This window comes from Paenibacillus sp. 01T424 (assembly GCF_056398745.1).
In genome coordinates this window covers 25580-41331 of sequence record NZ_JBFTPZ010000028.1, presented here as the reverse complement: position 1 = coordinate 41331, position 15752 = coordinate 25580, and the positions used below count along the sequence as shown (strand labels likewise).

12 protein-coding genes are annotated in these 15752 nt (G+C 46.9%); all 12 read right to left on the bottom strand.

Annotation, left to right across the window (positions count from 1 at the left end):
• Positions 1-160: 160 nt before the first annotated feature.
• Positions 161-1138, bottom strand: a complete 978-nt coding sequence (locus AC1DPK_RS20745) for a LacI family DNA-binding transcriptional regulator (protein WP_477511483.1) — start codon at positions 1136-1138, stop codon at positions 161-163.
• 172 nt (positions 1139-1310) lie between these two features.
• Positions 1311-2747, bottom strand: a complete 1437-nt coding sequence (gene murA, locus AC1DPK_RS20740) for a UDP-N-acetylglucosamine 1-carboxyvinyltransferase (RefSeq protein ID WP_477511482.1) — start codon at positions 2745-2747, stop codon at positions 1311-1313.
• 300 nt (positions 2748-3047) lie between these two features.
• Positions 3048-3314: a DUF1146 family protein gene (locus AC1DPK_RS20735; RefSeq protein WP_076266234.1), complete on the bottom strand. Its 267-nt coding sequence runs from the start codon at positions 3312-3314 to the stop codon at positions 3048-3050.
• Between the two features lie 116 nt (positions 3315-3430).
• Positions 3431-6634: a S8 family peptidase gene (locus AC1DPK_RS20730; RefSeq protein ID WP_477511481.1), complete on the bottom strand. Its 3204-nt coding sequence runs from the start codon at positions 6632-6634 to the stop codon at positions 3431-3433.
• A 644-nt stretch (positions 6635-7278) separates the two neighbouring features.
• Positions 7279-8832, bottom strand: coding sequence for an NADH-quinone oxidoreductase subunit N (locus AC1DPK_RS20725; protein WP_441874698.1), 1554 nt, complete (start codon positions 8830-8832; stop codon positions 7279-7281).
• A 3-nt stretch (positions 8833-8835) separates the two neighbouring features.
• Positions 8836-10467 carry a complex I subunit 4 family protein gene (locus AC1DPK_RS20720; RefSeq protein ID WP_477511480.1) on the bottom strand — a complete coding sequence of 544 codons (1632 nt, stop codon included), beginning with the start codon at positions 10465-10467 and terminating at the stop codon, positions 8836-8838.
• On the bottom strand, positions 10464-12335 hold the full coding sequence (gene nuoL / locus AC1DPK_RS20715; protein WP_477511479.1) for an NADH-quinone oxidoreductase subunit L: 1872 nt from the start codon (positions 12333-12335) through the stop codon (positions 10464-10466). Before nuoL ends, AC1DPK_RS20720 begins: the two co-directional genes overlap by 4 nt.
• 8 nt (positions 12336-12343) lie before the next feature.
• Positions 12344-12646, bottom strand: a complete 303-nt coding sequence (gene nuoK, locus AC1DPK_RS20710; protein ID WP_339205398.1) for an NADH-quinone oxidoreductase subunit NuoK — start codon at positions 12644-12646, stop codon at positions 12344-12346.
• 4 nt (positions 12647-12650) lie between these two features.
• On the bottom strand, positions 12651-13166 hold the full coding sequence (locus AC1DPK_RS20705) for an NADH-quinone oxidoreductase subunit J (RefSeq protein ID WP_076266240.1): 516 nt from the start codon (positions 13164-13166) through the stop codon (positions 12651-12653).
• Complete coding sequence (nuoI, locus tag AC1DPK_RS20700; RefSeq protein ID WP_054025448.1) at positions 13167-13616, bottom strand: NADH-quinone oxidoreductase subunit NuoI; 450 nt, start codon at positions 13614-13616, stop codon at positions 13167-13169.
• A gap of 16 nt (positions 13617-13632) precedes the next feature.
• Complete coding sequence (nuoH, locus tag AC1DPK_RS20695) at positions 13633-14649, bottom strand: NADH-quinone oxidoreductase subunit NuoH (protein ID WP_477511478.1); 1017 nt, start codon at positions 14647-14649, stop codon at positions 13633-13635.
• Positions 14649-15749: an NADH-quinone oxidoreductase subunit D gene (locus tag AC1DPK_RS20690; protein WP_076266242.1), complete on the bottom strand. Its 1101-nt coding sequence runs from the start codon at positions 15747-15749 to the stop codon at positions 14649-14651. Before AC1DPK_RS20690 ends, nuoH begins: the two co-directional genes overlap by 1 nt.
• Positions 15750-15752 lie beyond the last annotated feature (3 nt).

Below are 15752 nucleotides of genomic sequence, written 5' to 3'. Positions count from 1 at the left end.
AGATTGAAAGACGATTTAMCGATCGTGTAAACCGCTTACAAAACGTATTATATAATTGTGAATAAGAGTATGTCAATCGTTTGACATGTTAAACGATTGACATAACTTTTAAAAAAATAAAAAACCCTTGCTGCACTTGGGTTTTTCACGTTTTTTTAATCTATGTAGAAGCTCGTTTAATCAGTTCAACCGGTAAAATATTTTCGAATTCGAAAGCTTCCTCGTTCATCTGCTTCATAATCAAATCAATCGCCATTTTCCCAATTTCTGCAATCGGCTGTTTCACCGTTGTCAGCTCCGGCGTGAGCCATCTGGCTGCGCTAATATCGTCGTAACCGATAATTTTCACATCCTCCGGGATTCGTTTGCCGGCGATCACACACTCTTTAACTGCAAAAGCAGCAATAATATCACTCGTTGCGAAAATGCCATCCAGATCGGGATGATCCTGAAACAGCTGATGTATAATTTGCTCGTACTGGAGTTGATCAAACACATTCATATCAGTCTGAATGATGACATGCTCGATCCTCTTCTCCTTCATCACGGCTTGAAACGCTTCTGTACGCTGATTTGCGAGTAAATGAAGCTCCAAATTACCGCATATATGCGCAATTTTTTTGCAGCCTTCACTAACCAGCAATTGTGCCGCAAGGCTCCCGCCTGCATAATTATCGGAAGAAATATATGGAATTTCACTGCTGATCTGACGATCAATCGTGACAATTGGCGAGTTCAAATGTTTGTACTCATCGACCTGAAGCGTATGGCTGCCCATAATAATGCCATCCACACGATTGCGCTTCAGCATTTCGATATAATCCTTTTCTTTCTGCGGGTCAAGCTGGGAATTGCAAAGCAGCATTTTGAAGCCAAGCTCATAAGCATAGTTTTCTATGTGATTCGCGAGCTCGCTAAAAAAAGGATGAGCTACACTAGGTATAATAAGACCAATGACGTTAGATTGTTTTCTTAGTAAAGAGCGGGCAATCTCATTAGGCTGGTAATTTAGTTGCTCCATCGTTTGATAAACCTTCGCTCTCGTTGCTTCACTAATATAACCCCGATTGTTTAAAACGCGGGAAACCGTCGTCACGGATACGTTCGCTATTTTTGCCACATCGTGTATCGTTGCCATGGCCGCCCCTTTGCTTATTGCAGTAGTAGTAACCATTATAGCTAAATGGTTAGCCTTATTATACTTAATAAATAATTCAAAAGTATAGATTGTCCAAACAAAAAGAAGCTGTTTCAGATAAGCCCTTTGCGACTTATTTGAAACAGCTTCTTTATCTTGTTCTTAACGGGAATTAAGCCCACGTCGGCTGAACTTTGAGAACCGCAACCTCTTTCTCACGCTTAAAGGAAGCAGCTGTATCCACATCAGAAGACGTTGAAGAGATCGCCACTACAGCAGCTGTATCACGCACTGCCGATGTAACTTGGACCGAAACGGATGGCTTGCTTGCCGCCGTGTCTTCCTCGCTAATCAGCTCAATACGATGAATATCAGCCCCAAGAGCTGCAAGCTTGCCTGTAATGTTAACATAACCGCGATCCACATGATGCAGACCTGTTACTTCAGTCTCGCCTTCCGCCCGCAAAGCCGCACAAATAAGTGCTGCTCCTGCTCTTAAATCGGTAGCGCATACCTTTGCACCCGTTAGCGGCATACCGCCATTAACGATAGCTGTACGTCCATCGACTTTAATTTGAGCGTTCATCTTCTGGAATTCCTCGACATGCATAAAACGATTTTCGAAAACCGTTTCCGTTACAACGCTTGTTCCCTCAGATACGAGGAGAAGAGCCATCATTTGAGATTGCATATCTGTTGGGAAACCTGGATGCGGCAATGTTTTCACATCAACCGATTTCAATTGCTTGCTCGATTGTACACGAATTCCGTTATCGCTCTCCGTAATTTCTACGCCCATTTCCTGCAGCTTAGAGATTACCGGCGTCAAATGATCAGAAATTGCACCTTCAACGAATACGTCACCGCCTGTAATAGCGGCCGCAATCATGTACGTGCCTGCTTCAACACGGTCAGGAATTACATTATGGGCTGCGCCATACATCCGGTCCACGCCTTCAATACGAATAACTCCTGTACCAGCGCCACGAACTTTGCCGCCCATAGCATTGATATAGTTGGCCAAATCCACGATTTCCGGTTCTTTGGCTGCATTCTCAAGAATCGTTGTGCCATCTGCTAAAGCAGCTGCCATCATAATATTTTCCGTTGCGCCTACGCTGGCTACGTCTAGGTAAATTTTCGCACCCTTAAGACGCGTCTTTGTGCTGGCTTCGATAAAGCCCTGCCCAAGCGTAATTTCAGCGCCCATCGCTTCAAAGCCCTTCAAATGCTGATCAATCGGACGAGTGCCGATCGCACAGCCGCCAGGCAACGAAATTCTTACCTTGCCTATCCGACCAAGAAGAGGACCCATAACTAAGAAGGATGCCCGCATTTTTCGAATAAGCTCATAAGGAGCTTCATAAGTCGTAATGGTCTGCGCTGTAATGCGCATCGTTTCATTATTATAGGATAATTGTGCGCCTAATGAGGCAAGCACCTTCTGAATCGTCATAACGTCGTCGAGGAGGGGTACGTCATAGATGACGCTGTCTCCTTCTGTCGCCAATAATGAGGCCGCTAAAATGGGGAGTACTGCATTTTTTGCTCCGCTAACACGGACCGTTCCCTTCAAACGCTGGCCTCCGCGGACGATAATTTTGGTCATCTTTTGGTTCCCTCCGCGAACTGCATTTTCTATTTCCTATTTGTGAAAAAAAAGGTTTATCTCACTTTACCCAACCTTCATCTTATCACTCAATTACACCAATCGACAAGCGTTATATTATTACCATTTTTTACATGTCATTCCCAGCGCATTTTATGACTTTTTTCTCCAAAAACGTCTCTTTTTCACGAAAAAACTACGTTCCCGGTACGATTACGGTTCCTGATTTATACCTATTCGCAAGCCATCGGCTTTTTGAGACCGTCATGTATTACCCATTGTTGACATGTTTCGCTTTTGTTATTCGACAAACGATTTGAGAAGAACGGTGTAGCCCCAATATTCCAAGATGAATTTTGCTAACAAATGACCCATAATAATAGCAACAAATACTTGAAACAAACGGGCCTTTGGACTCTTTGGAAAACGAAAAAAAGCTTCCCATTTCACCTCTTGCAGTACAAACCACACCAGAATAATGCTGAGAATAACAATGATTATAGAAAACAACCCGGTCATTCCGGTGTAGTTTTGCAAACCATTTATAAGACCGTAATTAACGTCCATGATGCCTCCTGAGCTTTTTCATGTTTTAAGCTTCAAACTCAAGCAGCTTTACAAGCAGCATTTATCTTGCTTCATATTATTAACGTAACTGGAAGCCATTTTGTTTAATGAAAATATTAGGCGATAAATCGGTGGAGCAGCACCGTGTAGTCTGCACGGCTAGCCTGCAGGCTTGGTTTGTACAGATTTGATTCTATCCCTTCAATTTGTTTGTTCAACTTCATGGCATACAGCATGGGTGCTGACCAATGAGACTTTGGTACATCGGCGAACGGATCAATAACAGGCAGCTTAGGCCGTACACCTTCCGCATAACCGATAATCATTGCCATTTCCGCCCTTGTAATCGGCTGATCCGGCTTGAACTCACCATTCGGGAATCCTTTTACCCAGCCTTGCTCTACAGCCCTTGTAATCGCATCATTCGCCCAATGTTTTAATGGGACGTCTTTGAATCGCTTCCCTTGCACGCGACTAGATGAAGCTGGCTTATATGCCTTCACAACCATGGAAACGGCCTCAGCTCGCGTTATGGAGCGTCTAGGCTCAAAGCGATTTTGTCCTGTTCCGTTAATAATGCCTTTTTTGTTTAAGGCGACGATTTCATTTTGAGCCCAATGACCTTTAATATCACGGAATCCAGCAATCAACTCCTCTGATTTCACCTTTAAGCGATAATACTGCTTGTCAAAAGGAGCATCTGCTTCCAGCTTCACGTAATACACACCAGGCTGCAGCAGCTTTTCTTCGGTTTGGAGCTTCCCGCTTGCTTTTGTTTTGGATGCCGTAAGCTGCTTCATCCGTTTATCATAGAGCAAGAGGCTCAAATCAACGTCAAGCGGCACACCGTTTACCGTCATGCTGATGATGCTGGCGTTTGAAACCCGGATTTGAAACCAATCTACGTCGGAGTAGCTGCTAATTACACCAAGGTACTCCGTACCTGGATTAATCATAAACGCCTCGTACGATTTATCGTTTGGTTCATTCGGATCATCATATTTTGGCATATAATCCATCTTCAATATGTAGGTGCCTATGGTCGGACTAGCTTCTGAGGAGATCGCATTGTGAACACGAATATAATATTTACCAGGAGTCACAGTTATGACTGGTGACTGCTCAGTCTCCCCTTCACCCTCATCATCGTACACCATTAATTGCTGACCTGCCTTCTGTATAGCAAGCCCAGGATCAATACGTGCCGTATTCGTACTAAGCGTAAGACTTAGCTTTCCGCTCTGCGTAAAGGTTACCGTAAACCAGTCGCGATCGGCGGTTTGATGAAAGTTGCCCGTAATCGACTGCGTACGAGGCTGCAATGTATAGGCTTCAAACGATTTATCATTTTTCTCGTAATCGTCCGGCTTCATCGTAAAAGTAGACGTCAGCAGATAAGGCAATTCATCGTTGCTGCTCTGATTGATGAGCTCCAGATGAATGAGCTGCCGCCCTTTTTTAACCTCAAGATCAATGGACCTGCTTGCAAGCTTCGTATCGCTCGTACTTTGCTTCACGCCATTCATGTAATGGGTGAGCCTAACAGGCGGAACAATCTTTCCGTTAGGAACAAGCCCTTCGTATTGTATGGTCAGCGTGCCATCATACGGCGCATCGATTTGATACCAATCATGGTCGGATACGCCCTGCAGCAAAGCCGAAATTTGGCTGTTCAGCTGAAACCTTGCAGCAGTTGATTGGGTTTCATTCGGTTCGAAGCCGTCTGGCTTCAAGGTTGAACGTACCGCTTGGTCGATCTGCAGCACACCGTAGCCTGACGTGCTGTCCGCACCTGGCGGCCCAATATCCTTAGCTGTTTGGCGCAGCAACTCGCGTATCTGGTAAGGCTTCATGTCCTTGTAGCGAGCCCATATGAGCGCTGCAGCAGCTGCGGCTTGCGGAGCCGCCATTGAAGTTCCTTCTTCTTTCTTATAGAGTCCACCAATGGCTGTTGTATATACATTCCAAGGTGCGACAAGGTCCAGCTCAGTGCCTCGATTCGATCGACTATCGACCGTATTATTCGACTTGACGCCTCCGACAGCGAGTACCGTCGGATAAGCTGCCGGGTATTTTACCGCAGCTTTCTCTCCAAAGGTGACGCCGTCATTGCCTGCCGCTGCTACGAGCAGTACGTTTTTGCTTTCCGCATATTGTACAATGTCGAGCATGTACGGAGAATATCGATGAAGGCCAACCGACAGCACAACGATGCTTGCTCCGCTGCGAACGGCGTACAATATGGCTTCGCCGAGCTCCTGCTCTGTTCCGTCACCTCGGTGATCCAGCGCTTTTATCGGCATGATTTTGGCTTTCCACAGTATGCCTGATACGCCAATGCCGTTATTTCCTACAGCTGCGATAACACCTGCTACACTTGTACCGTGCCCATTGTCATCATCGGGCGACTCACCAGGGCTCACTAGATTAGCGCCTGGAACAAGATTAGGCTTCAAATCCGGATGTTCCAGATCAACACCTGTATCCACGATCGCTATCGTAAGCTGCTGCTGCTCGCGAACGGTTTCCCACGCCTTTTGCGCGCCGATCTGACTGAGATAAAGCTGCTTAGACAACTCAGGATCATTTGCTTTCAGTGCTGTAGCCGCTGCTGCAATCTTCGCTGTGGAAGCTGCCTCAGACTCCTGCGGCGCCGATGGCGGTGTCGATGGTGAATCTGAGGGCGATGCTTCGTTAGGTACAGAAGCTGCAGGCGATACATTGGATGGAGAAGAGCCTGTAGGCCGCGCATTGCTGCGCGCGGCCTCTGAGCCTGCCGAGGCTGCGTCCTCCGACTCGCCGGCAGGCAGTGCAAGCATATGCACCCTATTGTTCGGGTGCACGTACTCTACGCCCGGCAGGCTTCGCAGCCGGTCGAGCCATTGCTGCACGTCCGCGCCTTCAGCGGCCGGACGTACGAGCATGACCGCCGCCTCATTCTGGCGGCGGAGCACCTCTGTCCCGCGCAGCTCTTGCGCTAGCGCGGGGTCACGCCATTTGAGCAGCCAGCTTTGCGGCTGCTCTGCATCGGCGCCTTCGGCGCCCTCAGCCGCAGGGGATGCTGCGGCCAGCGCCGTAGGCGCCGCTACGGGAACGAACCCTGCGGGGGCTATGCCCCCGAGGGTGATGCTCCCGATCAGCAGCGCGGGCAGCGCGCGACGAAGGAGCTTGCGCGCGGCGAGCGTGGCAATGGCGATTGCTTGCATAGACAAGCGAGCTTTATGCTTTTTGAGCGCAGAATCCTGTCGATCATTAAATGGGCTCTGACTAATCATTTGTGAATTTCGTAATTGCTTTGGTTCTTTTTGAGTGCTCATCATTTTCTGCCTTTTCGTATGAAACGGGTTATGGTTTGTTCCCACTTTCAATTGGATATTCCTTAACTACAATTTCTCTTCACAGGTATCATTTCCCTTGTTTCTATAAGACAAAAAGGACAAAAGTCCTACAACTATCCCGCTCCATAGCTCGGAACGTCAGTATTCGGCACAAACTATTATTTCCCGGTAAATATGACGAGCAGCAACACTGGTTCACATAGATAGAATAGTACTTCATGTCTACTATACTATGAACCTATACTCCCCCTGCTGCACATTACCCGCAACATTCTCCGCTGAAACACTGTAATTATATTTCTGCTCATAATCCCTGTTTAAAATAGCGTCAGACCGCTTCCTCTCTTCTTGCTATATGCTAGAAATGACTATAATCTAGCCATTACTATCATCATATCTAAAACTGCTGCTGCAGTCTGTGTCCTTAACAGTAACTTTAACTATAATGCTGCTTTTTAGCTTATAAACTACTTTCTATTTCCCCTGTGCCGCCTCGAAAATCCCCTTCATCGATTAAACAAAAAATAGATCGTTTAAATAGACATCAGCTCATCATCTACTTAAACGACCTATTATTTTCACACCTCTAGAATACGAATGCTTCGCATCACTCTTCTACAATCTGCTTATCCCATTATCATTAAATCGCCCTTAATCGAGAATATCGCATCAATCCATTGCATTAACGGTCCTGGGAAAATACCTAGTGCAATCGTTGCTGCTGCACACAGCCAGATCACAACTCCCGTTGCTGCCGATATTCGCACTTCATTATTTTCTTCTCCGCTGCGCATGAACATTTGACGAACAATGCCAAAGTAGAAATAGTAAGAAATGACGCTGCTCACGACGATAACAGCTACGAGCCAATAAGCTTTCGCATTCGCTGCTCCGAGCAAGATAAACAGCTTCCCAAAAAATCCGCCGGAAATCGGCAAGCCCGATAAAGACAAGATAAATACCACCATAGCCGCTGCCGTCCAAGGCGCTCGGTAGTACATGCCCGCGAAGCTTTTCAGCTCCTTATGCCCCGATGCGCGGCTAACTACCGTAAAGACAGCAAACGCTCCTATCGTCATAAACAAGTACGCAACCAAATAATAAACAAATTCAGAGAAGTTGCTGCTATGAACCATCGTTATTGAAATACCGATAGGCACCAGCATGTAACCCGCATTGGCTACTCCTGACAGGGCCAGCAATCGCTTTACGTTCCTTTGTTTAAGCGCAGCTGTCGTTCCGACGAGCATCGCTGCAGCAGCCAGAACCAGCAGGACCAGGAAGAGATCATTTGATATTTTTGCCGCTTCTCCCGCTGCGCTGAATAAACTAGTGCTAAACATAACTCTAAATATAGCAGCCAGCGCAGCACCTTTAGCAATGACCGCTAGAAAAGCCGACACAGGCGTTGGAGCCCCTTGATATACATCTGGCGCCCATGCGTGAAACGGAGCCGCTGCAATCTTAATACCGAATCCCGCAATCATAAACAGGAAGCCCACATAAGCAAGCGCTTTGAAATCCTGCATCGCCCGCGGTAAAGCATCCCCAATTACACCCAAATCGACTGATCCGGTTATGCCGTAAATGTACGACATGCCGAACAACACCATCGCCGAGGAAATCCCGCCCGTAATGACATACTTGAATGCCGCTTCAGCAGACAAAGTTGATTTGCGTCTAATGCCAACCAATACATAACTTGTAATACTAAGAAGCTCTAATCCGATATACAACGTAACCAGGTTTCCTGATGAAGCCATCATCATCGCGCCCATAAGCGCGGGAAGCACCAAATAGAAATACTCTGATTTGTCTGTTATCTCCTCTTCATCCCGATCCGATCCAATTGCGAGCAGGATGATAAGCGCAGTACCAGTTAGAAATACAATTTTCAGCAGGCTGGCGAAATCATCAATGCGGTAGCTGTTGCTTAACAGATGGATAGAGTCAGCAGATGCTCCGCCCTGATTCATATCCAACATTCGGAGCACGACTAGCAGCAGTGATGCAAGAATGCCCGCTAACGTCAGCCACCCTGTGAATTTTCTGTTCACGCGCTTCGGCAAGAACAAATCCAATACAACAAGAAACAAAAACATGGCGGCCAGCATAAACTCAGGGGCAAGGTAGAGCATATCCGTCCATGTCAGTGGTATAAATGAAACGCCTTCGTACATGGTTTATCCCCCCGCCCTTGATGCAAGTAATTGTCCGAACAGCTTATCCATGCCATGCTGCACAGTATCCGTAAGGACGGAAGGAAAACAGCCGAGAAGCACAATGAATGCAAGCAGCACAATCATGGGAGCCGCCTCAATTAGCCTTGCGTCCTTAAATGCTCCAAACGCCTCACGCTGTGGACCAAATGTAATCTTAAGTACAGCGCGAAGCATATAGACAGCGGTCAAAATAATGCCAAGCGCCGCAGCCGCAGTCAACCAGCGATGCGACTCGAATAGGCCGAGCAGCGATAGAAACTCCCCAATAAAACCGGATAAGCCCGGCAAACCGAGTGAAGCGAGCCCCGCAGTCAGCAGTACGCCGCTTATAAATGGCATAGAGCGCGCTAACCCACCCAGCTCTTGCAGCTCGGTCGTTCCCGTTCGTTCATAGATGCTGCCAACGATCAGAAATAACAAGGCAGATATAAGTCCGTGCGATACGAGCTGGTATACAGCTCCCTGCAAGCCAATCTCATTTATTGCTGCTATCCCTAGCAATACGATACCCATATGGCTGATGGAGGAATAAGCAAGCACTAGTTTAAACTCACGCTGCCTGAAGGCTAGCAGCGCTCCATACAATATATTTATGACGCCAAGCACAGCGAGCACTGTCGCAAATTGTCGCGCTTGATCAGGGAAGAGCATAATCCCAAATCGCAGTAATCCGTAAGCGCCCATTTTCAGTAATATCCCGGAGTGAATCATGACAATCGAGGTCGGAGCTTCCGTGTGCACCTTAAGCATCCAAGTATGGAATGGAAATATCGGAAGCTTGATGCCGAAAGCAACCAGCAGCATAATAAACAGCACCCATTGCATCGTATCCGTCAACTGGAATGGATTAATTGAACCAAGCTGCTCATTAGTCAGGTTAACCCAAGCGGATGCGTCCGCCATGTTGCGGAAGATGTCTGTATAGCTGCCGCTGTAAATAAAGCTAACTTGTTCGCCTACTTGATCCACGCGGAAGCCAGCTGTGTTCACGAGAATAACGAACGCAATCAGCATAATGGCTGAACCAATTCCGTTATAGATTAAAAACTGATTGGCTGCACGCTCGCGATTGAAGTAACCCCAAATTCCGATTAAGAAATACATCGCAACAAGCGTAATCTCGAAAAATACAAAAAATAAAAATAAGTCACGAGCTAGAAAAACGCCAAGCATTCCGAGCTCCAGCAGCAGAAACCATATGAAAAAAGATTTCCATCTTTTCTTGATATGAACTGCTGCAAGTGCAGCCATTGCTGATACGAGCGTTGCGAGAAGCAGAAGCGGAAGCGACAGGCCATCTATGCCGAGCTCATATTGAAACGTAAACTTAAATTCAGATACGCCCGATGGAACCTCTTTATTTAGCGGCACTTCCACCCAGCTATATTGCTCGTCATATGCCGCCCCGCCCTGCTGCTTATTATAATCAGCATAAAGCCACAAAGAGAGCAGCAAAGGAACTAATGTGGTTATGACAACCGTTGTTTTCATCCAGCTGCTGCGCTGCTTCGGAAGCAGCAGCAGAACGATGATACCAAGCAGCGGTGCCAGTAATATAAGTGATAATATCGGAATGTCACTCAGGATGCTCATGGCAGGAACCTCCTTCCAACGATAGCAGCCACAAGAATGACGAACCCGATAACAGCTGCCAAACCGTAGGTTTGTACTTGACCGTTCTGCAGACGAGCAGCCACTCTTCCAGCCGAGGTAACAGCCGTGCCTGTCAACCGCACAATTCCGCCTATGACATAAGAATCAAACGCCATAAGCGTAGAGCCAATCAGCTTCAGCGGCTTCACTATGATAACGGCATAAAGCTCATCGATGTAATAACTATTTTCCAGCAGCTTGACTAGCTTAGGCATTTTTTCTTGCAGTACATCTTTGTTTACACTGTTTTTTCCATAGATGAGCCAGCCAATATAGATACCTAGAAGGCCAACCGCAATGGATGCAACAATGGCGATGCCACTTTTATGCAAGGACTCTCCCCCATCAGTGATCCATGAGCCAAATGCGCCGTTCCATGGCGTCTCAATAAACCCAACAACAATGGCGAGAGCAGCCAGCACGATCATCGGCAGCGTCATCGAAACTGGTGATTCTTTCGCATGAGAAGAGGCCTCGTTTGATTTTCCCATAAATACAAGGAAGAACAACCGAGACATATAAAGCGCCGTACAGAAAGCGGCTGCCAAACCTACAATAAATAATAGTGGATTCGTCTCCCAAGCAACCGTCAAAATTAAATCCTTCGACCAAAAGCCGGATAATGGCGGAATGCCAACAAGCGCTAAAGCGCCAATTGCGAACGTCCATGTCGTCACTTTCATTTTCGAGGCAAGTCCGCCCATCTCATGAATGTTCTGTGTATGTACCGCATGAATGATGCTGCCAGCACCAAGGAAGAGCAGCGCTTTGAAGAAAGCGTGCGTGAACAGGTGGAAGATGCCGCCTGTTAAGGAACCCAGACCAAGCGCCATCATCATATAACCCAATTGGCTGACCGTGGAATAGGCTAATATCCGTTTAATATCCTTTTGTACGAGCGCAATCGTCGCAGCGAATATAGTTGTAAAACCGCCTACATATGCGATGGTCTCCATAGCAGCTGCAGAATCTTGAAAAATATCATACGTTCGTGCAATAAGGAATACGCCTGCCGCAACCATAGTAGCAGCATGAATCAGTGCACTGATCGGTGTCGGGCCCTCCATTGCATCAGGAAGCCACACATGAAGCGGAAACTGGCCTGATTTGCCGATCGCACCTACAAAAATAAGCAAAGCAATCAACGTCGTAATCCCGTTCGTAATCGCACCCGATTGCCCATCAAATACGCTTTGAATCGTAGTGAAATCAAGGGCATGATCCGGCATATACCAGAAAAGGAGCATAATAGCGATCAGCAAGCCAACATCGCCGATTCTTGTCACAATAAATGCCTTCTTGGCCGCCGCTCGCGCTTTGGGCAGTGTAAACCAGAAGCCAATGAGCAAGAACGAGCATACGCCAACTAGTTCCCAGAAAATATAAAGCGATAATAAATTATCGGATAATACAAGTCCCAGCATAGAGAATGTGAACAAGGCAACATAACCAAAAAACACGGTTATTCGCTCATCATTTTTCATATAGCCGGCCGAGTATACATTCACGAGAAAGCTGACGAGTGTCACGGCAACAAGCATAAGCGCTGTCAGGTTGGTCACCTCGAAACCAATCTTCAACGTATAATCTCCGATAGCAATCCAATCAAAGGAATAATTATAATCCACTTCATTGGTACCAAGTCGATCAATCATAATAAGCATAGATAGAACGAAGGCGCCAAATGATCCAAGCGAACCGATGATAACGCCCGCTCGTCGATAGCTGCGACCGAGCGCCGTCAAAACGAGGAATGCTGCCAGCGGAAACAGCGGAATTAACCAAGCCGTCTGTGAGTACATATTCATACGCCGCGCTACCTCCTCATTTTGTCAAACTCATCGACATTAACTGTCCCGCGCAATCTGAACAATGCTATTAATATAGCTACCCCAATCGCTGCTTCTGCCGCTGCGACTGTAATTGTAAATAATGAAAAAATTTGTCCCGTCAATGACGGAACAACACCATATTTGGAGAAGGCAATAAGATTCAAGTTGACCGCATTCAGCATTAGCTCAAGCGAGAGCAGTACGACGACTGCATTTCTTTTCACTAATGCGCCATATAGCCCAATGCAAAACAAAATAGCCGCCATCGTTAAATAGGAAGGAAGCATGTAATTATTCCTCCTCCTTTTTGGCAAGTACGATTGCTCCAATAAATGCTACCGTCAGCAGCACCGAGAGCAGCTCAAACGGTATCACATACCCTGTGTATAAGAGCTCGCCAATTGCCATCGTATTGTCTTCTCCAGCTTGAAAAGACTGCGGCTCTGGAAAAGTTGTTGAACGGATCGCATAAAACAATAGGCCAAACAAGCTGAGCGCGCCTACAGCGGCAAGCGTTTCATGGAGCGGCTTCACCGGCTCACGCTCTCCTGGCTGATGTTTCGTCATCATAATACCGAATATCATCAGAATCGAGACTGCTCCAGCATAGATAAGCACCTGAACAAATGCGACAAACTCAGCTTCCAGAAGCACGAACATTCCGGCTAAGCCTAGAAATACAGCAGCCATAGAGATGACCATATGTACGACCTTCTCTAAGCTGATCATTAGGACAGCGCCGCATATCATGATGGCTGAGAAGATAAAAAAAGCGACAAATTCGCCTGTAAAATCAATATTGAACAACTATTTTGCGCCCCCTTTGGCCGGCGCTCCGATATTGTTATTGTCCTGCCGAGTAAGTGTATTATTGTCTGTCAGCCATTCTGCATCCTTGAACAAATCATCGCGGCTGAAGGTTGCCAGCTCGAAATGATTGGACATAACGATCGCTTCGGTCGGACAAACCTCGGTGCACAGATCACATAAGATGCATATTTCAAAATTAATATCAAAAGTATCAATTACCTTGCCCTTTTTATCAGGGTCCGGGTTCGGTTTGCCGGTCAGCGTAATGCAGTCGGTTGGACAAATGCGTGCGCATTGGTTGCAAACGATACATAAATCCGGGATAAAGTGCTGAATACCACGGAAGCGATCCGGCATGACAAAGGGCACATCAGGATAGGAGGTGGTCACTTTTGGAGCCGTCATTGATTTGAGCGTTACACCCAGTCCTTGCAGCATTCCTTTCATTTCCTTCTCCCCTTTGCTAGTTCTTGATAAACAGCTCTAAATATACAGCCGTTAGAAACACATTAAGCAGCGACACCGGCAGCAGCACCTTCCAGCCAAGACCCATAAGCTGATCTACCCGTATGCGCGGCAGTGTAGCACGAATCCAAAATAAGAAAAACACAATAAACGCAAACTTGAGCAAAAACCATATAATGCCCGGTACAAAATCAAGAAATGGCGCCGGTGCGTGCCAGCCGCCCAGAAACAATACTGTTGTTAATGCAGCAATGGCATAAACGTATACGTATTCCGAGAGCATAAAAAATGCAAACCGAAAGCCGCTATATTCAACGTGATAACCTGCAACAAGCTCAGATTCCGCCTCCGGCAAATCGAAGGGCGTACGATTGAGCTCGGATACAGCAGCAATAATAAAGACAATGAAACCGATAAATTGAGGAATGAAGTTCCAATTCCAAAACCAGCCGCCATCCTGCGCCGCTACAATATCGCGCAGATTCAAGCTTCCGCTAAGTAAAATAACGCCTACTACCGAAATAACAAGCGGTACCTCATAGCTTATCATTTGTGCTGCCGAGCGCATACCCCCAAGGAGTGCATACTTATTATTGGAAGYCCAGCCGCCAAGCACGATGGCCAGCGTCGAGATGCCTGACAGGGCTACATAATAGAGCAAACCAACATTCAGATCTGCGAAATATAAGTTTTGTGTATAGGGAAGTACAGCGAGTACGGAGAATGCCGGTATGTATGCTAGGGCAGGCGCAAGAATGAACAATGCCCGATCTGCCTTGCGCGGAATCGTGTCCTCTTTAATGAGCAGCTTAAAAATATCCGCTACCGTCTGCAGCAAGCCAAAGGGCCCTACGCGATTGGGACCGATGCGAAGCTGCATCCACCCGATTACTTTACGCTCGAAATAAATGGCGTACGTGACGAAACCAAGCACAATGAATAAAAATACGACAGCCCAAAGGAACAGCACAAGTGCATTTCCCCAAGTTAGCGATTGGTTAAGCCATGACTGCATTAGCAATCGACCTCCCCGACGACAATATCAATGCCGCCTAGTATCGTAATGAGGTTTGTCATCGTTTCGCCTACAAGCAGCTTCGGCAGTATTTGCAAATTAACGAATGACGGTCTTCTGAATTTGAGCCTATAAGGTTCTGCTTTGCCTTTGGATACGATATGGCAGCCAATTTCGCCGCGCGGCGATTCGATCCGCACATACACCTCGCCAGCAGGGGGCCTTATTGCGCGCGGAACCTTCCCCATCGTCTCCCCGCCAGAAGGGAATTGCTCCAGCGCCTGCTTCAAAATACGCAAGCTTTGGCGGATTTCTTCCAGCCGAATCCGATAGCGATCATAACAATCTCCCACTTTTCCAAGCGGCACATCAAATTCAAATTGACTGTACAAGCTGTAGGGCTCCGCCTTGCGAATATCAAAGTCTACACCTGTACAACGCAAGTTGGCTCCAGATAAGCCATAATCAATCGCTGTTGCCGCATCATATTTCCCTATCCCTTTAATGCGGGCTAGGAAAATTTCGTTGCCGCTGACGAGCTTATCATACTCTTGCAGCTTATTCTCCATATAAGGAATAAAGTCGCGTACTTTGTCCAGCCAGCCCGGAGGCGCATCCCACTTCACACCGCCAACTCGCATGTAATTGTAAGTTAATCTTGCGCCGCACAGCTCATTAAATAAATCGATAATGATTTCCCGGTCACGGAATGCGTAAAGAAACGGACTCATTGCCCCAATATCAAGAAGATAAGTTCCCCACCATACTAGATGGCTAGCTATACGCTGCAGTTCCATAACGAGAAGCCTGAGATACTCCGCCCGCTGCGGTACTTCAAGCCCCATCATCGTTTCCACTGCATGTACGAGAACATAATTATTAGTCATTGCAGAGACGTAATCCATTCGATCGGTGTAGGGGATGATTTGCGTGAAATTCAAGTTTTCCGCGATCTTCTCGGTGCCTCGGTGCAAATAACCCATGACAGGTGTCGCTTCGGTTATGACTTCACCATCGAGCTTAACGATAATCCGGAATACGCCATGCGTGCTTGGATGCTGAGGACCTACATTTAGTAGCAGTTCTTCTGTACGAATCAAGGG